The organism is Neobacillus sp. BP17, from assembly GCF_059579525.1.
In genome coordinates this window covers 4,382,464-4,404,102 of the sequence record NZ_CM184198.1, presented here as the reverse complement: position 1 = coordinate 4,404,102, position 21,639 = coordinate 4,382,464, and the positions used below count along the sequence as shown (strand labels likewise).

The 21,639-nt window shown below is 39.4% G+C and carries 18 protein-coding genes and 1 other annotated feature; of the genes, 14 read left to right on the top strand and 4 right to left on the bottom strand.

Going from position 1 to position 21,639, the window contains the following annotated elements; genetic code table 11:
- Positions 1 to 247: 247 nt before the first annotated feature.
- The 8 genes from hemA to ysxE all read left to right on the top strand — a co-directional run bounded on the left by hemA (position 248) and on the right by ysxE (position 9,004).
- Entirely contained in the window at positions 248 to 1,591 is a 1,344-nt protein-coding gene (hemA, locus tag AC4QJR_RS21560; protein WP_496524139.1) for a glutamyl-tRNA reductase, read from the top strand.
- A 12-nt stretch (positions 1,592 to 1,603) separates the two neighbouring features.
- Positions 1,604 to 2,437, top strand: coding sequence for a cytochrome C assembly family protein (locus AC4QJR_RS21555; RefSeq protein ID WP_098574256.1), 834 nt, complete (start codon positions 1,604 to 1,606; stop codon positions 2,435 to 2,437).
- 27 nt (positions 2,438 to 2,464) lie between these two features.
- Entirely contained in the window at positions 2,465 to 3,400 is a 936-nt protein-coding gene (gene hemC / locus AC4QJR_RS21550) for a hydroxymethylbilane synthase (protein WP_098574254.1), read from the top strand.
- Positions 3,397 to 4,179 (top strand): uroporphyrinogen-III synthase, encoded by a 783-nt coding sequence (locus AC4QJR_RS21545; protein ID WP_496524138.1) that lies wholly within the window; start codon positions 3,397 to 3,399, stop codon positions 4,177 to 4,179. Before hemC ends, AC4QJR_RS21545 begins: the two co-directional genes overlap by 4 nt.
- Before the next feature lie 3 nt (positions 4,180 to 4,182).
- Positions 4,183 to 5,163, top strand: coding sequence for a porphobilinogen synthase (gene hemB / locus AC4QJR_RS21540; protein WP_098574250.1), 981 nt, complete (start codon positions 4,183 to 4,185; stop codon positions 5,161 to 5,163).
- A 19-nt stretch (positions 5,164 to 5,182) separates the two neighbouring features.
- A complete protein-coding gene (gene hemL / locus AC4QJR_RS21535) occupies positions 5,183 to 6,469 on the top strand; it encodes a glutamate-1-semialdehyde 2,1-aminomutase (protein ID WP_496524137.1) in 1,287 nt (428 codons plus the stop codon).
- A 103-nt stretch (positions 6,470 to 6,572) separates the two neighbouring features.
- On the top strand, positions 6,573 to 7,856 hold the full coding sequence (gene spoVID / locus AC4QJR_RS21530) for a stage VI sporulation protein D (protein WP_496524136.1): 1,284 nt from the start codon (positions 6,573 to 6,575) through the stop codon (positions 7,854 to 7,856).
- A gap of 113 nt (positions 7,857 to 7,969) precedes the next feature.
- Positions 7,970 to 9,004, top strand: coding sequence for a spore coat protein YsxE (gene ysxE / locus AC4QJR_RS21525; protein WP_098574601.1), 1,035 nt, complete (start codon positions 7,970 to 7,972; stop codon positions 9,002 to 9,004).
- A gap of 18 nt (positions 9,005 to 9,022) precedes the next feature.
- Here the strand turns inward: ysxE and AC4QJR_RS21520 are convergent, their stop codons facing one another.
- Entirely contained in the window at positions 9,023 to 9,214 is a 192-nt protein-coding gene (locus tag AC4QJR_RS21520; protein WP_098574244.1) for a YszA family small membrane protein, read from the bottom strand.
- 152 nt (positions 9,215 to 9,366) lie between these two features.
- Positions 9,367 to 9,604 (top strand) — a binding site (T-box leader).
- Positions 9,605 to 9,654: 50 nt separating this feature from the next.
- On the opposite strand from AC4QJR_RS21520, the gene AC4QJR_RS21515 reads away from it, so the two are divergent.
- The 3 genes from AC4QJR_RS21515 to AC4QJR_RS21505 all read left to right on the top strand — a co-directional run bounded on the left by AC4QJR_RS21515 (position 9,655) and on the right by AC4QJR_RS21505 (position 15,476).
- Entirely contained in the window at positions 9,655 to 12,297 is a 2,643-nt protein-coding gene (locus AC4QJR_RS21515) for a valine--tRNA ligase (protein WP_375375116.1), read from the top strand.
- Between the two features lie 75 nt (positions 12,298 to 12,372).
- Positions 12,373 to 13,695 carry a bifunctional folylpolyglutamate synthase/dihydrofolate synthase gene (locus tag AC4QJR_RS21510; RefSeq protein WP_496524135.1) on the top strand — a complete coding sequence of 441 codons (1,323 nt, stop codon included), beginning with the start codon at positions 12,373 to 12,375 and terminating at the stop codon, positions 13,693 to 13,695.
- 62 nt (positions 13,696 to 13,757) lie between these two features.
- Entirely contained in the window at positions 13,758 to 15,476 is a 1,719-nt protein-coding gene (locus AC4QJR_RS21505) for a diguanylate cyclase (RefSeq protein ID WP_496524134.1), read from the top strand.
- 52 nt (positions 15,477 to 15,528) lie between these two features.
- Here AC4QJR_RS21505 and AC4QJR_RS21500 read toward each other — a convergent pair whose 3' ends face one another.
- From AC4QJR_RS21500 to AC4QJR_RS21490, 3 genes are read right to left on the bottom strand one after another with little or no spacing between them, the layout of a single operon-like run.
- Positions 15,529 to 16,743, bottom strand: a complete 1,215-nt coding sequence (locus AC4QJR_RS21500; protein WP_496524133.1) for a hypothetical protein — start codon at positions 16,741 to 16,743, stop codon at positions 15,529 to 15,531.
- Positions 16,740 to 17,222 carry a PulJ/GspJ family protein gene (locus AC4QJR_RS21495; RefSeq protein WP_496524132.1) on the bottom strand — a complete coding sequence of 161 codons (483 nt, stop codon included), beginning with the start codon at positions 17,220 to 17,222 and terminating at the stop codon, positions 16,740 to 16,742. The genes AC4QJR_RS21500 and AC4QJR_RS21495 overlap by 4 nt, the downstream gene beginning before the upstream one ends.
- 12 nt (positions 17,223 to 17,234) lie before the next feature.
- A complete protein-coding gene (locus AC4QJR_RS21490; RefSeq protein ID WP_496524131.1) occupies positions 17,235 to 17,690 on the bottom strand; it encodes a type IV pilus modification PilV family protein in 456 nt (151 codons plus the stop codon).
- A 221-nt stretch (positions 17,691 to 17,911) separates the two neighbouring features.
- Here AC4QJR_RS21490 and AC4QJR_RS21485 point away from each other — a divergent pair, with 221 nt between their 5' ends.
- The 3 genes from AC4QJR_RS21485 (at position 17,912) to AC4QJR_RS21475 (ending at position 21,638) form a co-directional block, all read left to right on the top strand.
- On the top strand, positions 17,912 to 18,568 hold the full coding sequence (locus AC4QJR_RS21485) for a SoxR reducing system RseC family protein (protein WP_496524130.1): 657 nt from the start codon (positions 17,912 to 17,914) through the stop codon (positions 18,566 to 18,568).
- Positions 18,569 to 18,635: 67 nt separating this feature from the next.
- Positions 18,636 to 19,961: a G5 domain-containing protein gene (locus AC4QJR_RS21480; protein WP_496524129.1), complete on the top strand. Its 1,326-nt coding sequence runs from the start codon at positions 18,636 to 18,638 to the stop codon at positions 19,959 to 19,961.
- Between the two features lie 15 nt (positions 19,962 to 19,976).
- Positions 19,977 to 21,638, top strand: a complete 1,662-nt coding sequence (locus AC4QJR_RS21475; RefSeq protein WP_496524128.1) for a GspE/PulE family protein — start codon at positions 19,977 to 19,979, stop codon at positions 21,636 to 21,638.
- The last annotated feature ends 1 nt before the right edge of the window (position 21,639 follow it).

Genomic DNA, 21,639 nt, shown 5'->3' with positions numbered 1-21,639 from the left:
CTTGAATCTTGTCCATTTTTTTGGTACTGTACATAAGGAAGTATATTAAAAAAATATTTATCATGATTAAGTAAATAAAGGAAACACTGCTAAACTAATTCCAGGTGGATTGTTAATCAGCGGCTTTACTTAAATATATTAACATATAGTTTCGTTTTCTGTTCACATTTTACGAGCAAAAGTCGAAATTGCTCATGATATAATCATACTAGCTAAGTTGTAATATCTATTGGGGGTGTCCTTACAAATGCATACATTAGTGATCGGTATAAACTATAAAACTGCCCCTGTTGAAATACGCGAGCGGTTGTCATTTGATGAAGCCGACCTTGCAAATGCCATAAAAAAGCTCAATACAAAAAAAAGCATCCTAGAAAATATCATCTTGTCTACATGTAATCGTACGGAAATTTATGCGGTGGTAGACCAATTACATACTGGCCGCTATTATATTAAAGAATTTCTGTCCGAATGGTTCGGAATAGAACAAAAAGAATTTTCTCCGTTCTTATTTGTGTATGAAGATGATGGGGCGATTGATCATTTATTTAACGTGACTTGCGGACTTAATTCCATGGTTTTAGGAGAAACACAAATCCTAGGACAGGTTCGTACGAGTTTTATGTTGGCGCAGCAAGAAGCAACGACAGGTACTGTATTTAACCACTTGTTTAAACAAGCGATTACCCTTGCCAAACGTGCTCATTCAGAAACTGATATTGGTGCCAATGCCGTCTCTGTCAGCTATGCAGCCGTTGAATTGGCCAAGAAAATTTTTGGATCACTTGCTAATAAACATGTGTTAATTTTCGGAGCAGGAAAAATGGGAGAATTAGCTGCTCAAAACCTTCACGGTAATGGCGTGAAGCAAGTTACGGTAATTAACCGAACCTATGAAAAGGCAATTGATTTAGCGAATCGTTTCAGCGGTAAAGCGAGAAAAATGGCTGAATTAGAGAAATCATTGGTGGAAGCTGACATCCTTATCAGTTCAACTGGTGCGAAGGACTTTGTTATTTCAAAAGAAATGATGGCCGGCATTGAGAAAAAACGGAAAGGGAAGCCGTTATTTATGGTGGACATTGCTGTACCACGCGACTTAGATCCTAGAATTGGTGACCTTGAAAATGTCTTTTTATACGATATCGATGATTTAGAAGGAATTGTTGAGGCCAACTTGCAAGAACGTAAGAAAGCAGCAGAACGAATCATGCTCATGATTGAAAAGGAAATCGTGGATTTCAAGCATTGGCTTGGAACGCTTGGAGTAGTACCAGTCATCTCAGCACTGAGAGAAAAAGCCCATGCGATACAATCTGAAACGATGGTAAGTTTGGAAAGGAAATTGCCAAATTTAACAGAACGTGACTTAAAAGTTTTAAATAAGCATACCAAAAGTATCATCAATCAGCTCTTAAAGGATCCGATCTTACAAGCAAAAGAATTGGCTGCGCGACCTGACGCAAATCAGGCAATGGAATTATTCATGAAAATTTTTAATATTGAAGAGCTTGTCCAAGAACAACATTCGAAAGCAGCCGAAACCAATCAAATACCGGTTACAACACCGCGGGCTTCCTTTCAGTCATAAGGGGTACATTCTATGTTTAATGTCTTTATGACAAGGCTTCACGAATTAACCGTTGTTCTTTACGCCTTTAGTGTGTTGTTATATTTTTTCGATTTTCTACATCATAACCGGAAGGCAAACCGTATTGCTTTCTGGTTACTTGCGTTTGTATGGATTTTGCAAACCGTCTTTCTCGGAATCTATATGTATAAAACAGGCAGATTCCCGGTATTAACGATTTTTGAGGGACTTTATTTTTATGCGTGGATATTGGTTACATTATCCATTGTGATTAATCATTTATTACGGGTTGATTTTATCGTTTTTTTCACGAATATCCTTGGCTTTACGGTGATGGCGATTCATACATTTGCCCCAATGCAATATAGTTCGCATATTATGGCGAAGCAGCTTGTTTCCGAACTGTTGTTAATTCATATTACAATGGCTATTCTTTCATATGGTGCATTTTCCCTATCCTTTGTTTTCTCATCATTATATTTGCTTCAATATGATTTATTAAAAAGGAAAAAATGGGGCACAAGGCTCATACGGCTTGCCGACTTAGATAAACTCGAAAAATCATCCTACATATTGGCTGTGATCGGTGTGCCAATGTTGCTGCTAAGTTTGATTTTAGGACTGCAGTGGGCCTTTCTTAAGGTTCCCGGGATGCCTTGGTACGATATGAAAATCGTTGGATCATTTCTGTTATTAATAGCTTATAGTATCCTTTTATATTTGCATATTATGAAAAATTTATCTGGCAGAAAACTGGCCATTTGGAATACAGCGGCATTTTTAATTGTCCTAATTAATTTTTTCTTATTTGGTAGATTATCATCTTTTCATTTATGGTATGCGTAGGGCATAACCACCTCAGGAGGCACATTCATGAGAAAAATCATTGTAGGTTCTAGACGAAGCAAACTGGCTTTAACACAAACAAATTGGGTGATGGACCAATTGAAGAAGTTGGACCCTCGTTTCGAATTTGAAGTGAAAGAAATCGTCACGAAAGGGGATCAAATTCTAAATGTTACCCTTTCAAAAGTTGGCGGTAAAGGATTATTTGTAAAAGAAATCGAGCAGGCTATGCTTGATAAAGAGATTGATATGGCCGTGCATAGTATGAAAGACATGCCGGCTGTTTTACCAGAAGGACTAACAATTGGCTGTATCCCATTCCGTGAGGATCACCGTGATGCGCTCATCTCAAGAGGACATGTAAAGCTAAAAGATTTAAAACCCGGTGCGATTATCGGGACAAGCAGCCTGCGCCGCAGTGCTCAGTTATTAGTGGCGCGTCCTGATTTAGAGATTAAATGGATCCGTGGGAACGTAGATACAAGATTAGCAAAATTAGAAACGGAAGAATACGATGCGATTATTCTAGCAGCTGCAGGCCTATCACGCCTTGGCTGGGCTTCAGACGTAGTTACTGAATTTTTGGATGCGGACCTTTGTATTCCAGCTGTGGGTCAAGGGGCTTTATCGATTGAATGCCGTGAAGATGATAAAGAACTTCTAGAACTTTTCGAAAAATTCACTTGTAAGAAAACAGAAAGAGCCGTTCGTGCCGAGCGGGCCTTCCTTCAAAAAATGGAGGGCGGGTGTCAGGTACCAATAGCCGGCTTCGCCTATGTGGCAGACAATGATGAAATCGTCCTAAATGTGTTAGTGGCTTCCCCGGAAGGACATGAAATCATTAAAGAAGAGGTAAGAGGTCATCACCCAGAAGAACTGGGTATTCAGGCAGCGGACCTGTTAATTCAAAAAGGTGGTAAGGACCTGATTGAGAAGGTAAAACGGGAGCTCGAGGGTCTATGACCCAAACGTTACCTTTGCTTGATAAAACCGTTCTTGTTCCAAGAGGAGAAAATCAAGCAAAATCCTTTTCACAGCTGGTTGAAAGGTTCGGAGGGATTCCAATCGAAATCCCTCTTATTGCTTTTCGTCCAATTGAAAAAAATCAACGCCTTTACAATTCATTATTGGCACTTGATACATATGACTGGATTATTTTTACTAGCAATGTCACAGTAGAAAACTTCTTTTCTTTTTTTAATAAAAGAGAGATAGGCGGGGTGTTTCCAAGAATCGCTGTGATTGGAAAAAAGACAGCAGAGGTTTTGGAAGCAATGGGATTCTCACCTGAGTTTGTTCCGTCCGCTTATGTGGCAGAAACGTTCGTGGAAGAATTTAGTCCATTATTGGATAGGGATGCACGGGTGCTGCTTCCGAAAGGAAATCTTGCCCGAGAGTATATCGCCAGGACCTTAACTGAACGTGGTGCACGTGTGGATGAGGTTGTCATTTACGAAACATACCTGCCCGATGAAAGCCGCGATAAGCTGGCACGGATGCTAGCGGATCACAAACTCGATATCCTTACCTTTACAAGCCCATCAACAGTTGACCATTTAATGGCTGTTGTGAAGCAGTATGGACTGAATGAGCAGTTAGGTAACTGTCTTATTGGCTGTATTGGGCCTGTTACAGAGAAAAAATTACGCGACTATGGACTAACCGTCCATGCGTCACCCAAAGAGTTCACCGTAAAAGAAATGATTAATAGCATGATTGCTTATTTAGAGACGGAGGAATAATAAATGGAACTTCAATTTAAACGTCATCGCCGCTTACGCTCAAGTGCGAGCATGCGTTCACTAGTTCGTGAAAATCATCTGAAAGCAGAGGACTTCATTTATCCACTTTTTATTTATGAAGGTGAAAATATCCGCAATGAAGTGTCATCCATGCCGGGTGTTTACCAAGTTTCGATGGACCATTTAGAAGCAGAAATGGAAGATATCGTCGCACATGGAATTAAGTCGGTCCTGCTTTTCGGGATTCCAAAAACGAAAGATGCATGCGGTGAGCAGGCCTATCATGACCATGGAATCGTTCAGGTAGCTACTCGTTTTATCAAAGAAAAATTCCCTGAAATTATTGTCGTTGCAGATACTTGTCTTTGCGAATATACAAGCCACGGTCATTGTGGAGTGGTAGAAGGGGAGAAGATTCTTAACGATCAATCCCTTGAATTGCTTGTAAAAACAGCTATTGCGCAGGCAGAAGCAGGGGCAGACATTATTGCCCCATCTAACATGATGGACGGCTTTGTTGCAGCTATCCGTGCAGGATTGGATGAAGCAGGCTTTACGGAGATTCCAATTATGTCTTATGCCGTGAAATACGCATCCGCTTTCTACGGTCCTTTCCGTGAAGCAGCTGAGGGTGCACCGCAATTTGGTGATCGGAAGACTTATCAAATGGATCCTGCGAACCGGTTGGAGGCATTTAGAGAAGCAGAATCTGATGTCGCTGAAGGGGCAGACTTTTTAATCGTGAAACCAGGGATGCCATACCTTGATATCGTCCGTGATATGAAAAATACCTTTAATTTACCGATTGTTATTTATAATGTAAGCGGAGAATATGCAATGGTTAAAGCGGCAGCACAAAACGGCTGGATTGATGAAAAAAACACCGTGCTTGAAATGTTAATGGGCATGAAACGTGCGGGTGCAGACTTGATCATTACTTATGCTGCAAAAGATGCGGTTCGCTGGTTACGAGAAGACCAATAATTTGAAAAGAGGGAACGGTATGCGTTCGTATACAAAGTCGATAGAAGCATTTAAAGAAGCCCAAGCTATTATGCCAGGCGGTGTAAATAGTCCGGTACGTGCGTTTAAATCAGTAAATATGGACCCGATTTTTATGGAACGAGGCAAAGGGTCAAAAATTTATGATATTGATGGCAATGAATACATTGACTACGTCCTTTCATGGGGACCACTCATCCTCGGTCATACGAATGACCGCGTCGTAGAAAGCTTGAAAAAGGTTGCTGAACTTGGAACAAGTTTCGGTGCACCAACATTAATGGAGAATAAACTAGCTAATCTTGTGATTGAACGTGTCCCATCCATCGAAGTGATTCGGATGGTATCATCAGGAACAGAAGCAACAATGAGTGCGCTTCGCTTAGCAAGAGGGTATACAGGACGAAATAAGATTTTGAAATTTGAAGGCTGTTACCATGGGCACGGGGATTCCCTGTTGATTAAGGCTGGTTCGGGCGTGGCTACTCTAGGCTTACCTGACAGCCCAGGCGTACCTGAAGGGGTAGCCTCAAATACCATCACAGTCGCTTACAATGACCTTGAAGGCGTAAAATATGCGTTTGAACAATACGGTGAGGATATTGCCTGTATTATTGTTGAGCCTGTTGCTGGGAACATGGGGCTGGTGCCGCCGCTTCCTGGATTCTTAGAAGGTCTCCGTGAGATTACGTCAGCGAACGGCTCATTGCTTATTTTTGATGAGGTTATGACAGGCTTCCGTGTCGGTTATAACTGTGCACAAGGATATTTCAATATCACTCCTGATATCACTTGCCTTGGTAAAGTAATCGGCGGTGGACTTCCGGTTGGAGCGTACGGCGGGAAAGCAGAAATCATGAAGCAGATTGCCCCAAGCGGTCCAATTTATCAAGCGGGTACCCTTTCTGGTAACCCACTTGCAATGACAGCAGGTTATGAAACTCTAAGCCAATTAACTCCAGAGCATTATGCGGAATTTATCCGTAAGGGTGATTTATTGGAAAAAGGTTTCAAGGCTGCAGCTGAAAAATATGATGTTCCCATCACATTTAACCGTGCAGGTTCAATGATTGGCTTCTTCTTTACGAATGAAGCAGTCATTAATTATGATGTAGCGAAATCATCTAATTTGGAATTCTTCGCCGCATATTATCGTGAGATGGCACTACAAGGAATTTTCTTACCGCCATCCCAGTTTGAAGGCTTGTTCTTATCTACAGAGCATTCAGATGCGGATATTGAAAAAACCATCCGTGCGGCTGAAATTGCATTTTCTAAGCTTAAATAACATTGTTTTCGGCACCCACCTTTATAGGTGGGTGTTTTTGTATGTTTTTTTATCATAAAAAAAGCCCTTGGGTCATAGAGTGTAAGTGACATAGTGATTTTGCGTGAAGGAAACGAAAGGAGGAGTCGCTTTGTCCCAAGAGAACCAATCGTGCCTACGCTTTTCCTTGGAGGAGTCTTTGTGGTTTAGAAAAGGACAGGAAGTCGAAGAGCTTATTTCCATCTCTTTAGACCCGGACATTACCATCCAGGAAAACGACCAGTACGTAACCATAAGAGGTTCGCTCGAACTCACAGGCGAATATAAAAGTTACGAAACTAACAGTGAAAACGAAGAAGAAGGTGTAACATCACAAAAGTTTGTGGAAAGGGTCGATACCCGCGAGGAAGGAACCTGTGAATTTACCCACCGATTCCCTGTCGACATCACCATCCCAAATAATCGGATTCAGAGTATTTACGATATTGATGTTCTCGTTGAATCGTTTGACTATTCGATTCCTGAACGCAGCTGCCTGAAACTGGCAGCAGAACTAACGATTAGCGGCTTATATTCGACCGAACAACAACAACCGCAGGAAGAGGCCACTGAAATTGAGGTTGTCCATCGTGCTGAACCTGAATATGAAGATGTGGAAGAAGTAGAAGTTGAATTGGAAACAGTCCAAAGCAGCTACCAAGATAACTTCTTATTTGAAGCTGAGGCTAGGAAGCAGCAAGAGGAAGAAGAGAGTGTAGAAGTTTTACCTAAATTTCCGACCTTCAATTACCAGCCGCAGGAAGAATTTGAAGAAGAGGAACACGAACCTACATGGGAGTTACAGGAAGCAAGAAATGTAGAGAGCCAGCCTTCATGGGAGTTTCAAGAGGCCAGTAATCAAGAAAACGAACCTGCAGTAGATTTACAAGAAGTTAGAAATGAAGGGTACCATTCATCATGGGATATAGAAGAAGTAAAAAGTGAAGAGAGCCAGCCAGCATGGTATTTCCAGGAAGCAAGAAGTGAGCCCAGCCAGCCAGTGCAAGAGCAAGAGCATGCGGGCGATGTGGAAGCAGAGCAACACCCAACAGGTCAGGTTGAAGAGGAAGTAAGTCAGGTAGAAGAGAGCTCTTCCTCCCCAGAGGAACCACCAAAAAATGTAAAAAAGAAAAAAGCAGCCAAAAAGAAAAGTATGACGTTAACCGAGTTCTTTGCTCGGAAGGATGAACATGCGGAGCAAGCAAGAGTTAAGATTTGCATCGTCCAAAAGGGCGATACCGTGAGCAGCGTAGCAGATCGATATGATGTATCCGTACAAAACCTCCTTCGCGTTAACAATCTTGAAATCAATCAAGATGTATACGAGGGCCAAGTATTATATATTCCTAGCAGCTTTGCAAAAAAATAACTAAAAGAGATGAGCGGGTTCTTTTGACCTGCTCACCTTCTTTTCATAATCGTAATATCGTCCATCAAGCGGGCGGTTACGCTTTTCCAATGGAAAGAGAGTTGAAAGTTCACATGAATAACTCCAATCATCTAGCCGCAATTGCCCCAATCTTAAAACATTATCTTGTTGAACCTCAGTTTGTAGAGGATTTTGGCAGCGTCCTCAAGGTTTATTCCAATAAAGGAACTTTTGCATTAAAAAAAATTGACCCGACGACCGGGACCGATTTCATACGTCATGTCCATCTTCTCTACCAAAAAGGATTTAACCGTATCGTTCCAATATATCCTACCATGGACGGAAGGTATGCAATATTACATGAAAATGACCTCTATTACTTAATGCCATGGATGTCAAATGAACAAAAAGAAGACCGTGAGCACAGAAATCAACAGCTGTTTCGTGAACTAGCCCGCCTTCATACACTATCCGCTAAGGAAATTACCTTGGATAAAGAAGAAAGAACAGAGCACTATGAAAAGACTCTTCAACAGCATGAAAAACATCAGGAATTCCTCGATGGCTTCATCGACGAATGTGAAAAAAAGACCTACATGTCGCCTTTCGAATTGTTATTCTGTCTCTATTACAATGAAATCAGCCAAGCGCTGAAATTCTCGAAAACCAAATTTGAAGAATGGTATGAAAAAACGAAAGACAATGAAAAGGCCCGCATGGTGATTACTCATGGAAAATTGTCACCCGAGCATTTTTTATATGATGATAAAGGGTATGGTTATTTTATTAACTTTGAGAATGCTCGCTATGGTTCACCGATCCATGACCTCCTGCCCTATTTATCACGAGCTTTAAACACCAATCCAAAACGAAGCGATACAGCCATCGATTGGGTCTATCATTATTTTAAATACTTTCCGTTTAAAGCGGATGAAAAATTATTATTCTTCAGCTACTTGGCGCTTCCGATTCCAATTATCCAGGTAGCAGAAAGCTACTATCGGAAGGAGCGTCCCAAAAACGAGTTAAAATATGTACGCCAGCTGCAGCACCGCTACTGGCATTTGAAAAACTCCGAGTATGTTGTCATGAGAATGACCGAGATTGATGCGCAATCAGCAGCAAAAGAAGGAGCCCAGCAGCAGTAAACTTGCTACAAGGGCTCCTTATACGATTTCAAAATAGATCGACACAGCAATCGCCACAAATAACGTTAATAACACGATATCAAAGAATGTAGGAATAATCAGTGTTCGAATAAACTGGAAGACCACAAATGGAATAACTAATTGCGCTGCCACCCTCCGACAAGTCCGAAACCAGGGTTGGTATTTAAATTTATTGAAATTCCTCTTCACCAAAAACCCCCCCTTTTTTATTTTCTTTATGTATATTCCACATGAGCGGAGAATTCTCCAAAAAAGAAGCATATAGTATAAAAAATAAAAAAAGTGGTTATCATTATTGACGTCAAACCCTTTTTTTCGGTAGTATAATAATATAATTTAATTAATAAGCAACGACAGGGAAGAGTACGATGCCAATCTGCTTTATAGAGAGGGAAATTATGAGCTGGAAGATTTCCTAAGCAGACAGTCGGAAGGTCGCCCACGAGCTTCTTCTGCGAACGGATCATATGAATCCTATTAGTTGAAGACGGACAAAATCCGTTATCTACATAAGTGCCAATCAGTTTTTTTGATTGGAAAAAAGGTGGTACCGCGAAGCAAACTCCATTCGTCCTTTTATGACGATTGGGGTTTTTTATGTGGAAAAGGAATCAAAGGAGGATTTTACAATGGAAACAAAGGAACTAACAATGCCTACTAAATATGACCCGCAAACGATTGAAAAAGGTCGATATGAATGGTGGCTGCAAGGGAAGTTTTTCGAAGCAAAAGATGATGAAAGTAAGCAGCCATACACGGTTGTTATTCCACCGCCAAACGTAACAGGGAAACTTCATTTAGGTCATGCCTGGGATACAACGCTGCAAGATATCGTGACCCGTATGAAGCGGATGCAGGGGTATGATGTGCTTTGGTTACCGGGGATGGACCATGCGGGGATTGCTACCCAAGCAAAGGTAGAAGAAAAACTTCGCAGTGAAGGCAAAAGCCGGTACGATTTAGGCAGAGAAAAATTCGTTGAGGAAACATGGAAGTGGAAGGAAGAGTATGCTTCTCATATCCGTCAGCAATGGTCGAAACTAGGCTTAGGCTTAGATTACAGCCGCGAGCGCTTTACGCTTGATGAAGGCTTATCAGATGCTGTTAAAGAGGTGTTTGTTACCCTTTATAAAAAAGGCCTCATTTACCGCGGTGAATATATTATTAACTGGGACCCGTCCACCAAAACAGCTCTATCAGATATCGAAGTAATTTATAAAGATGTTCAAGGTGCCTTTTATCATATGAGCTATCCGCTTGCCGATGGTTCCGGACATATTGAGGTGGCGACAACCCGTCCCGAAACAATGCTAGGCGATACGGCTGTTGCCGTTCATCCGGAAGATGACCGCTATAAGCACCTCATTGGTAAAAACGTCATTTTGCCAATCGTTGGCCGCGAAATTCCAATTGTGGCTGATGATTATGTGGATATGGAATTTGGATCTGGAGCGGTTAAAATCACACCTGCCCATGACCCGAACGACTTTGAACTTGGTAATCGTCATAACTTAGAACGGATTCTTGTTATGAATGAAGATGGCTCGATGAATGATAAAGCCGGCAAATATAAAGGTTTAGACCGTTTCGAATGCCGCAAGCAAATCGTGAAAGATTTGCAGGAACAAGGTGTTCTTTTCAAAATTGAAGAGCATCCACATTCCGTAGGTCACTCTGAGCGAAGCGGTGCAGTGGTTGAACCGTATCTTTCCACCCAATGGTTTGTTAAAATGCAGCCGCTCGCAGATGAAGCGATTGCCCTGCAAGATAAAGAGGCGAAAGTAAACTTTGTTCCAGACCGCTTTGAAAAAACATACCTGCGCTGGATGGAAAATATCCGCGACTGGTGTATTTCAAGACAACTTTGGTGGGGTCACCGGATCCCGGCTTGGTACCACAAGCAAACAGGTGAGGTATATGTAGGAACAGAAGCACCTGCAGATGCGGAGAACTGGGAACAGGATAAAGACGTTTTAGATACTTGGTTTAGTTCGGCATTATGGCCGTTCTCAACGATGGGCTGGCCGAATACAGAAGCGGCTGATTTCAAGCGTTACTTCCCAACTGACGTGTTAGTAACTGGCTATGATATTATCTTCTTCTGGGTATCCCGAATGATTTTCCAAAGCATCGAGTTTACTGGCGAGCGTCCATTTAAAGATGTACTCATCCATGGTCTCGTTCGGGATGAGCAAGGCCGTAAAATGAGTAAATCCCTTGGAAACGGCGTAGACCCAATGGATGTTATCGAAAAATACGGTGCCGATGCGTTAAGATATTTCCTTTCTACTGGAAGTTCTCCGGGTCAAGACTTACGTTTCAGTTTTGAAAAAGTAGAGTCCACATGGAACTTTGCCAATAAAATTTGGAATGCGTCCCGCTTTGCGTTAATGAATATGGACGGCATGACCTATGATGAAATTGATTTCAGCGGCGAAAAATCAGTTGCCGACAAATGGATTTTAACACGTTTAAATGAAACGATTGAACATGTGACACGACTTTCTGACCGCTATGAATTCGGGGAAGTAGGCCGTGCATTATACAACTTTATCTGGGATGACTTCTGTGACTGGTATATTGAAATGGCGAAACTTCCGTTATATGGGGAAGATGAAGCAGCTAAGAAAACCACTCGTTCTATTCTAGCTCATGTATTGGATCAAACGATGCGATTGTTACATCCATTCATGCCATTTATCACCGAGGAAATTTGGCAAAACCTTCCACACCAAGGTGAGTCCATTACGACGGCGAAGTGGCCAGAAGTAAATCCAGCTCTTTCTGATGACCAAGCAGCACAAGAAATGAAATTACTCATGGAAATGATTCGTTCTGTACGAAATATTCGTGCGGAAGTAAACACTCCAATGAGCAAGAAAATCAAAATGCTCGTCAAAGCGAAGGATGAAACAGTTCTTACATCGCTTGAGAATAACCGCAGCTATATTGAACGTTTCTGTAATCCTGAAGAATTGCAAATGGGTGTGGAGCTTGAAACGCCTGAAAAAGCCATGACAGCCGTTATAACTGGCGTTGAAATCATCCTGCCGCTTGCGGGCTTGATTAACATCGACGAAGAAATTGCTCGTCTACAAAAAGAATTCGACCGCTTAAATAAAGAAGTGGAACGAGTTCAAAAGAAATTGAGTAATGAAGGCTTCATGAAAAAAGCCCCTGAGAATGTTGTAGCTGAAGAGCGGGCAAAAGAAAGTGATTATCGTGAGAAGAGAGCAATCGTAGAAGCTCGAATTAAAGAATTAAGAGGGTAAACTAAATGATGAGGCGAGTCCAGCAATGGAGTCGTCTCATCTTATTACACATACAAAAAAGATGGGGTGTCACGGATGTTTACTACATATAAAGAAGCCCTAGAATGGATCCATGCTCGGTTAAGACTAGGGATCAAGCCAGGTTTAAAACGGATGGAATGGATGATGGAAAGACTCGGCCATCCGGAAACAAAAATGAAGACCGTTCATATTGGCGGTACCAATGGTAAAGGGTCTACTGTTACCTATCTTCGTTCCATTCTTGAAGCAGGGGGGTATACGGTCGGAACCTTTACCTCCCCTTATATTGAACAGTTTAACGAACGAATTAGTGTCAATGGCAAAGCAATTAGCGATGAGGAACTGCTTCAGCTAACAAATATCATCCGCCCATTGGCAGATGAATTAGAAAAGACGGACCTAGGCGGCCCAACGGAGTTTGAAGTGATTACCGCCATGGCGTTTCATTATTTCGCAAGTTTGAACAAGGTTGACATCGTTATTTTTGAAGTAGGGTTAGGCGGTCGCTATGATTCAACCAACATTATTCAACCGTTAGCTTCCATCATTACCAACATCGGTCTTGATCACACCAATATCCTCGGAAATACATATGAGGAAATTGCTTTTGAAAAAGCAGGGATTATTAAAAAGAGTACCGCCTTATTCACAGCTGTTAAACATCCAGGTGCGCTCAAGGTCATCGAGGAACAAGCTCAAAAGAAAGAGGCACCCGTATATCGCTTAGATCAGGAAATTTCGATAAGCGGTCATAATTCCTTAGGTAAGGGTGAAATGTTTAACGTTTCCACTCCATTTCATACACTCGACCAGCTGGAAATCAGCATGATGGGCAAGCATCAAACGGAAAATGCCGCTCTTGCTGTAATAGCTGCCCAATTTTTACATCAAAAAGGCGAGTTTATCTTAACCGAACAAGCGATTCGAGCAGGATTACAGAAGGCATATTGGCCAGGTAGATTTGAAATGCTGTCGGAAAGACCACTGGTCATCATTGACGGGGCCCATAATGAGGAAGGGATTACAGCTCTTACACATGAACTATCCACTCGATATCCCAATCGCCATATCCAGATTGTCTTTGCTGCATTAACGGATAAAAAGCTGGACGAGATGATTGGGAAACTCGATCGAATTGCTTCCCAAATTACTTTTGTTAGCTTTGATTTTCCACGCGCGGCCAAAGCAGAGGAGTTACTGAAAATCAGCCAGTCAGCCAACAAACTTGCGGTGGATGACTGGGGTTCGTATCTTGCAGAAGAAATAAAAACACTGGATAACGATAACATATTAGTTATAACAGGGTCACTTTATTTTATTTCAGAAGTAAAACCATTTTTATCCCAGTTTTTGAAAAATAAGAAAATTTCTTTATGACAGGATATTTTTTCGATGGTAAAATAATTTTATCTCAATAAAAACAAGAGAGGAGGATAAGCATGAAGGTTAAACCATATATCAAGAATTTGATTTTACTAACTTGGATTTTAATGGTTCCAGCTGGAACGTGGTTCACTTATAAGACTTATCCTCCACAAATCTCCGGGCAGTGGACGGATATCCTTGCCTTTTTACTGTTAACCTGTGTGGTTGCAACGATGCCGATTGTCATAAATAATATGTTTATATTCTTAATCCAATGGGTGGCGCTTGCTACCTTTTTAAGATTCGGTTTATTTGTGGAAATCATTTTTGCACAAATAGCCGTTCTTGTTTTACTACTCAAGTTGCGGATCCTCCGCAAAGGGGAATTATTTCGATTACCGCTTAACTTGAATATGTTTTTCCTCGTTTCCTTGACCAGTGGACTGGTCTACCACGGGCTTGGTGGAGAGGTAGGACAGAATTTTACAGAAAACTCTAATTACTTATGGCTAGCTATGTTATATGCAGTGGTTAGTTATGCGATGAATCAGATCATTGTCTCCTTCAATCTATATTTTATTTATAAAAGCAAAGAATCCTATTTCGGAAAGGATTTTATTGTTGAGACGATAACCACTTTCATCACCTTTCCGATTGGGTTTGTACTGTATATCCTTTATAATCAAGTCGGCGGTTTAGCCCTGTTGTTTGTGGGGATTCCTTTTGTCAGTTTATCTATGATTTTCAGACTTTATTATTCTAGTGAAAAGATCAACGGATATTTACAAAAGGCTGCTGAAATCGGTCATCAAATGGCCGAACGCTTGAAGGTTGATGATGTGGTTGATTTGTTGATTCAAAAGGTTAGTGAAATGCTTCCAGTGGATTATGCCTATATCCTTGAAGTAACGAAGAATGATGAACTTCAAGTCGTTCGAGGGGTCGAAGGGGGCGTGACTAAGCATTTCCCTCCTGTCAAGAAAAACCAAGGAATTAGCGGGATGGTGTGGGCAGAGCAGAAAACATTCTTATTTACAGCAAGGAAAGAATGGCGGAACTTTTCGTACGGTCATCTACCTGATGATGCCGAAAGTGTTCTAGGTGTACCCATCGTTCGAAGCAAAAAAGTACTTGGCGTTTTAGTACTTGCTTCAAAGCGAAAGCGTGCCTTTGAAAAATTCCAATTGATGATTATCGATATCCTCTGCTCCCACTTTGCGGTTGCCATTGAAAATGCCAAGCATTATGAGATGACAAAAATGCAAAGTGAACGCTGTTCATTAACCAAACTGTATAATTATCGTTATTTTGAAAACCTGCTAACTGAAGAATTTGAAAAACTAACCCGATTTGAACGTCGAACACTATCGTTAATTATTCTGGATATCGACCATTTTAAACATGTCAATGATACGTATGGTCACCAAAGCGGCAATGAAATTCTGTTTGAGCTTGCCAGCCGATTAAGTAAGTTGGTAGGTGGTCGTGGTACGGTGGCAAGATATGGCGGAGAAGAATTCGTTGTACTTCTGCCTGATACACTCAAAGAAGAGGCATACGAAATGGCTGAACAAATTAGGCAAATGATTTCCAATTGGCCATTTACCATCCAACAATCTTTTGACTTTGAACAAACACAGCAGAAAGTCATGATTACCGCATCAATTGGGGTCGCGACAGCACCTGAGAATGCCGAAGATGCGTTGGCTTTGATAAGGCATGCGGATCGGGCACTTTATGTGGGCGCAAAGAGGGCTGGGCGGAATAGGGTGGCGGAGTATTCTTCGTGTTAAAAAGGTGTGACGGTAGTTGTCTTTACAACTACGGTCACACCTTTTTATCGTGTTAATTATAATCAACGCTATTTATGATGGTATTTACATTGTCTCCCCATTTAATATTAAATTCAGGCGGTATAAGACTTCCACATTCCCTAGTAAAAGTATTAAGATCAACGGTATATTCAGTTTTTATTGAACCATTTTCCCACACTTTACCTAACACATATAATTTACTAGTTGAGTCGACATCAACCTTTTTAGCTGCTAAATTTCCATTTACACACATCTTGGAGGAAGATAGAATGTTTAAATTATTATCAGTCGTTGCGCTCTTATAGTTTGCATCAGTTGGTGGAGCATCTGCACCTCCAACATAAACAAAAGAATGATCAGCAAGTTCTAAATGTTGATTAACATACAATGTTTTATTCACTAGAATTTTTGATGTTCCACTTATCTTTACATTCTGCATAAATTTAGCGCCGTCTTTTGTTTCTATAATTACATTTGAAGCGCTATTCATGTTTTTGTTATTTGTAAATGCACCATCAGAGTGGATTTTTACATTTGTTATATTATTTTCGTTGCCATTTCCATCAAAAGTGAGTGCACCTGTAGTGTAAATTGTTTGGTTATCTCTAATGTTATTATTACCAGTAAAATTACCATTACCCTTTATATAAACATTGTCACAATCTAACGTTGTACATTCTGATGTTGATATTGGTTTAACCGTATCAAATTTTGGCAGTGCATAAGTGTTACTGGTATCAATTGTTCTTTGATCAATGATTGAAGCAAAGTCTATAGTCATTTTTGTAAAAAGAGTAGTTTCTTTTGAGTTATCATTTCCGATAACATTAAAACTAATAATTACTTTACTCGAGCTCGGGTCAGGATCTGAAGTAACAATATAATTACTCATACGATATGGAGCATTCGTAGGAGTTGAAATGATTTTACCTTGTAGCACTTCTGCCATTTTTTTAGCAGCTTCGGTTTTAAATTTATTTTCATCCTGAAGCAAAGGTCTATCCCTTATATAATCACTTACAGTTTGTTGTTGAGATTCAAATGTTTTTTGAATTTCCACCTGGTAATTCGAAATCCCCGCTTCAGCTGCTGCAACCGAACGAGATTTTTTCTCAACCACCTGATTTTGTTTCACACTGCTAAATGCCTGCCCCATGAATGAGAGGAATATAACCATAAAAACGGTAATGATCAATAATACGGTTACAAGGGCATATCCTTGTTCATTCTTCATTAAATTCTTCATTGATAATCCGCACCCTTCATTCGATAAAGAAATGTATCTTGAGTTATACTGTTTTGTGGATTATTCTTTTCACTTGCATTAATTTTTAAAGAAACGTCATTTAGATAACCATCATTTAATTTATTATTGGGTTTTACTGTTTTTGGCCCAGAGCCTGGCACAGCATTTATTTCAAGAATTTTAAAACAAATCGTAGGGTGATTAAATATTTGCGTTTGCTTAGGACTAGTTTTTAGGTTCGTAACTTTAATTTCACAGTTTTCACTTTTGATTTCGTATTCCATCAGTGTTTGATGTACTTTTTTTAAATTTGTAATTAATAGATTGGTTTCTTGAATCATCGTGTTTTTAGAAATTGCCTTTTGCGAAAAATTATAGCCTTGAAAAAAAACACTCCAGGCAATAATCCCTACAAAGGAAAGAATGGATAGAGTTACAAGTACTTCAATTAGCGTGAAACCATTTTCAGTTCTCTTCATATATCTCATTTCCTATCTTTTAACATATCCGAATGTTTCAGTAATGACATGTTTATTCTTTTTATCTATCAATTGAACAACAATCGAATGGATACTTGATAATCTTGAACTTGTTTCAGCAAATCTCTTAATTTTAATATTCACGTCATATTGATCTTTAGTCGTTTCGAAATAATAATAGGTTGGATCAGAGTAGAACCTATTATATGTTACTTTTGAATCAGTTGGGGTAAATCCAGCTGTTTGGTCAGTCTTAACTAAAAACCATTTCACATCACTTGATTCTTGCCAATTAATAAGAACTTCTTTAGCAAGGTTTATAGCTTTAGCCTTATCTTGATTTTGATTATTCATAAGTCCCATTTGTGGGAAAAATTTCATAACGGATAAAAAGATAATTGAAAGAAGCACAATGGATACAAGAACCTCGATTAAAGTGACTCCTCTTTCATTGCAAATTAATTTCATTCTAATCATTCCTTAATGATAGCAAAATTAGTACAAATAGATGGAAAAATAATTAGGATTATCTACCTATAAAATTATTTTCCATCTTCTTTTAAACAACTTAAAAGTATTATACAATATTTATTAGGCGAATTTTGTCTAATATTTGAAGAAAATTAAATCATTTGAAGGAAAATGTAGTTTAATAGTATAAAATGACTAATTAAAAGGAGAGTGAAAGAATGCAATCAATTTTATGGGCCTTTAGTTCGGTGGTTATACCCACGTTAATAATATACTTGCTCCCATTAGGTTACACCTTAAAAGGGAAACTCCTTTTAGTATTAATTAGTTTTATTTTATCTCTTGCAGGACTTGCAGCCGTTTCAATCATTCCGTTGTGGGAGACGGCATTAATACTTTTAGCGCTCAGTTTTTTTGCAGCTTACTTTATGAGTAACCGAATGGAAACAGTATTATTACCAAAAAATCCTGGATTAGAAGAACCAATGGATGTTGAATTTGAAGGCCGCAATTCTGATTATGAAATTGAAAATTTAAAAGATATTAATTTGGTGGAAATTAGCGATGAATTACCATTAGCTGATTCGTCCCATTTTAAATTAGAAAAAGATCCAGTGACAGAGGTAGTATCTTCTCAAGACTTGTCTGAAATTGTAGATTTACCTGTTAGTGAGCAGGAGCCAATTGATATGGATATCTCCTTTTTACTAGAAAGAGATAATGAAGTAGTAGATGTAAAAACGCAAATTAAAGATCGAGACATGGAAAATGACTATTTATCTGATATTGAAAGTTTATTAGAGCTTGAATTAAGAACAGAGCAAGTGGGTTCACATGTAATTGAATCGAAAGAAAAGGTAGTTCTACAAAAGTAAATAACAATAATTCTATCTTAGTTTAATAGATGAAGTATATGTGAGTGTTTGAAGGGAGACAGAACTTTTGGGCAAAAATCAGCAAATGATCAAATTGTTTGTTGTTTTACTATTTAGTACAGCATTTATTTTTAATTTTTCCCATTTTGGGGCAAAAGCATTTGAAAAAATGACAAATGCAGATGGAAAATTCTCTGATGGTACCACGGTCGGTGCTTTAGATGTTTCAGGAAAGACAGAAATGGAAGCTAAAGGCCTGTTAGAGGAAAAATACGTTGAATGGGTGAAACAGACAAAGATCCAACTTCAATATGGAGAAAAAACAGCTTCATTTGATTTAAACCAATTTCACCTAGATTCCGGAAAAACAATCAATTCCATTAAGGATGGGCAGAAAAATCCTGCCTATATTACGGTAGATAAATTAAAGGTTAAAGAGCAATTAGAACTATTATTTTTTCCAATTAAAACAAGTGATTTTGATATCAATAAGCTCACAGCGAGCTTAAATACGACAGCTTCCTTATTCGAATCCGGTTCACAGACTTTGGACCTTCATAATCATTTCTTACTTGCAGGAAAAATTAAAAAGGATGCTGTCATAAATTCCGCCGTGGTCTCAATGACAGATGTGCCGTTTGCTTTGGGAACAATCATTGATAAAAACCCAGAAATAGAAATTTCAGAAGGTGCGAGTTTTTCACTGTTAGATTTTGCGAAAAAGCAAAAAATTGATGATCTAGACTCTTTAAACATAATTGCCACAGGTATTTATCAAGCAATCTTACCTTCAAATTTCAAAATTCTAGAAAGAAACATTGGCAGCATGTTACCTGCATATTCGAAGTTAGGATTTGAAGCGATGGTCAATCTACCTAAAAAGACAGACTTGATAATAGAAAATCCTAATAAATCAAAGTATAAACTAAAACTCCTCTTAGAAAAAAAAGAATTGATGGTTTCTTTGACGGGGGAAGAATTTGTATATAAATATGAAATCAATACTAAAGAAAAACAAGATTTAGCATACAAGACAATCATTCAATATAGTCCACTTCTTCTCCCAGGAAAATCAAAGGTCCAAACTGAGGGAAAAACAGGAGAAATTATTAAGGTTTATCGGGATGTTTTTCAAGGTAACGAACTTCTTAAAAGTGAACTGATTTCAGAAGACTATTATCCTCCTTCATACCAGATTGAAGTCCACGGGCTAGCTGGCAGAGTACAAGCAGGAACTCCAACGACTGATACAACTGGTAATTCAGATAGCAGCGGTGACCAGACTACCGATTCATCAAATATGAATGGAAATCAAACATCAACAACAGGTAATACCGAACAAAATTCTAACGATAATGACTTATGGGGCAAGCCAAATGAACAACCAAAATAAAAGCAGGGATGTAAAATGAGGCAATCACGAAAACGACTAGGAGATTTGTTAATTGAAGAAGGTTTAATTACTCCTGAGCAACTTCAAGCTACATTAGATGAAAAAAATGATTCTCAAAAACTTGGAGATGCCCTGTTACAAAAAGGATATTTAACAGAACAGCAATTAGTTGAGGTGCTTGAATATCAACTTGGTATTCCGCATGTCAGCCTCTTTCAATATCCATTTGATACCAATCTCTTTTCACTAATCACCAAAGAAACAGCCAAAAGAAATTTAATCATCCCTTTGAAAAGGGATGGAAATAAACTTTTCGTGGCAATGGCGAATCCAATGGATTTTATCGTGATTGATGATTTGCGGTTGTCGACCGGTTTTCATATTGAACCGGCCATTTCTACGAAGGATGATATTCTCCGGACTATAAATAAATATTATGATGTCGATGATGGACTAGATGAATTACTTGATGAACTTCAATTAAACGATCGAGACAGAAATGAAGACGTAACAGATCAAAATTCTCCGATTGTTCGATTAGTGAATCAGATATTAACCAATGCAGTGATTCATCGGGCCAGTGATATTCATATCGATCCACAAGAGACAAGGGTGGTAGTCCGTTACCGAATTGATGGTGTTCTTAGGAATGAACGAATTCTCCCGCGAAATATGCAAAGTGTATTAACGGCAAGAATAAAAATCATGTCTAATCTTGATATTACTGAGCATAGAGTACCGCAGGATGGTCGAATCAAGCTGAATCTTGACTTTCATCCGGTTGATCTCCGTGTCTCAACACTGCCAACTGTTTATGGTGAGAAGATTGTTATGCGGATTTTGGATATGGGATCCACATTAAATGATTTGAACAAGCTTGGATTCAATTCCTTAAATCTGAAGAGATTCAATGAGATGATTGAAAAGCCAACGGGGATTGTCCTTATAACAGGGCCAACAGGATCAGGAAAGTCCTCGACCCTTTATGCTGCACTTAATAAGCTTAACAGTGAAGCAGTTAACATTATTACTGTCGAGGACCCGGTTGAATATCAATTGGAAGGGATTAATCAAATTCAGGTTAACCCGAATGTAGGGATGACCTTTGCGGCAGGACTTCGGTCGATTTTACGTCAAGACCCAAACATTATTATGGTTGGGGAAATTCGTGATAAAGAAACGGCTGAAGTGGCTATTCGAGCTTCATTAACGGGACACTTGGTTTTAAGTACTCTCCATACCAATGATTCAATTGGGACAGTTACCCGTCTGATTGACATGGGTGTCGAACCATTTTTACTTGCTTCATCACTTAGCGGGATTGTTGCTCAGCGTCTTGTTCGAAAAGTGTGTCGTGATTGTGCGGAGGTTCAAGAGCCATCGAAGCGTGAAATCGAGATTTTTGCCAAGCGCGGAATGAAGATTGACAAAATTACTAGAGGAAAAGGTTGTTCCTCATGCACCATGACTGGCTATAAAGGCAGGCTTGCACTTCATGAAGTGTTGGTCATAAATGACGAAATGAGCCGGGCAATGATGAATGGAGAGTCGTTTCAAAAGATGAAAGAATTGGCAAATAAAAATAAAACGATCTTTTTATTAGATGATGGATTATTAAAAATAAAACAAGGGTTAACGACAACAGAAGAAGTATTAAAAGTAGCAATTCTGGAGTAGG

Bases quoted from the DNA above. Each gene is read 5' to 3' on its own strand.
- hemA (WP_496524139.1), top strand. From the start codon at position 248: ATGCATACATTAGTGATCGGTATAAACTATAAAACTGCCCCTGTTGAA.
- AC4QJR_RS21555 (WP_098574256.1), top strand. From the start codon at position 1,604: ATGTTTAATGTCTTTATGACAAGGCTTCACGAATTAACCGTTGTTCTT.
- hemC (WP_098574254.1), top strand. From the start codon at position 2,465: ATGAGAAAAATCATTGTAGGTTCTAGACGAAGCAAACTGGCTTTAACA.
- AC4QJR_RS21545 (WP_496524138.1), top strand. From the start codon at position 3,397: ATGACCCAAACGTTACCTTTGCTTGATAAAACCGTTCTTGTTCCAAGA.
- hemB (WP_098574250.1), top strand. From the start codon at position 4,183: ATGGAACTTCAATTTAAACGTCATCGCCGCTTACGCTCAAGTGCGAGC.
- hemL (WP_496524137.1), top strand. From the start codon at position 5,183: ATGCGTTCGTATACAAAGTCGATAGAAGCATTTAAAGAAGCCCAAGCT.
- ysxE (WP_098574601.1), top strand. From the start codon at position 7,970: ATGAATAACTCCAATCATCTAGCCGCAATTGCCCCAATCTTAAAACAT.
- AC4QJR_RS21515 (WP_375375116.1), top strand. From the start codon at position 9,655: ATGGAAACAAAGGAACTAACAATGCCTACTAAATATGACCCGCAAACG.
- AC4QJR_RS21510 (WP_496524135.1), top strand. From the start codon at position 12,373: ATGTTTACTACATATAAAGAAGCCCTAGAATGGATCCATGCTCGGTTA.
- AC4QJR_RS21505 (WP_496524134.1), top strand. From the start codon at position 13,758: ATGAAGGTTAAACCATATATCAAGAATTTGATTTTACTAACTTGGATT.
- AC4QJR_RS21500 (WP_496524133.1), bottom strand. From the start codon at position 16,743: ATGAAGAATTTAATGAAGAATGAACAAGGATATGCCCTTGTAACCGTA.
- AC4QJR_RS21495 (WP_496524132.1), bottom strand. From the start codon at position 17,222: ATGAAGAGAACTGAAAATGGTTTCACGCTAATTGAAGTACTTGTAACT.
- AC4QJR_RS21490 (WP_496524131.1), bottom strand. From the start codon at position 17,690: ATGAAATTAATTTGCAATGAAAGAGGAGTCACTTTAATCGAGGTTCTT.
- AC4QJR_RS21485 (WP_496524130.1), top strand. From the start codon at position 17,912: ATGCAATCAATTTTATGGGCCTTTAGTTCGGTGGTTATACCCACGTTA.
- AC4QJR_RS21475 (WP_496524128.1), top strand. From the start codon at position 19,977: ATGAGGCAATCACGAAAACGACTAGGAGATTTGTTAATTGAAGAAGGT.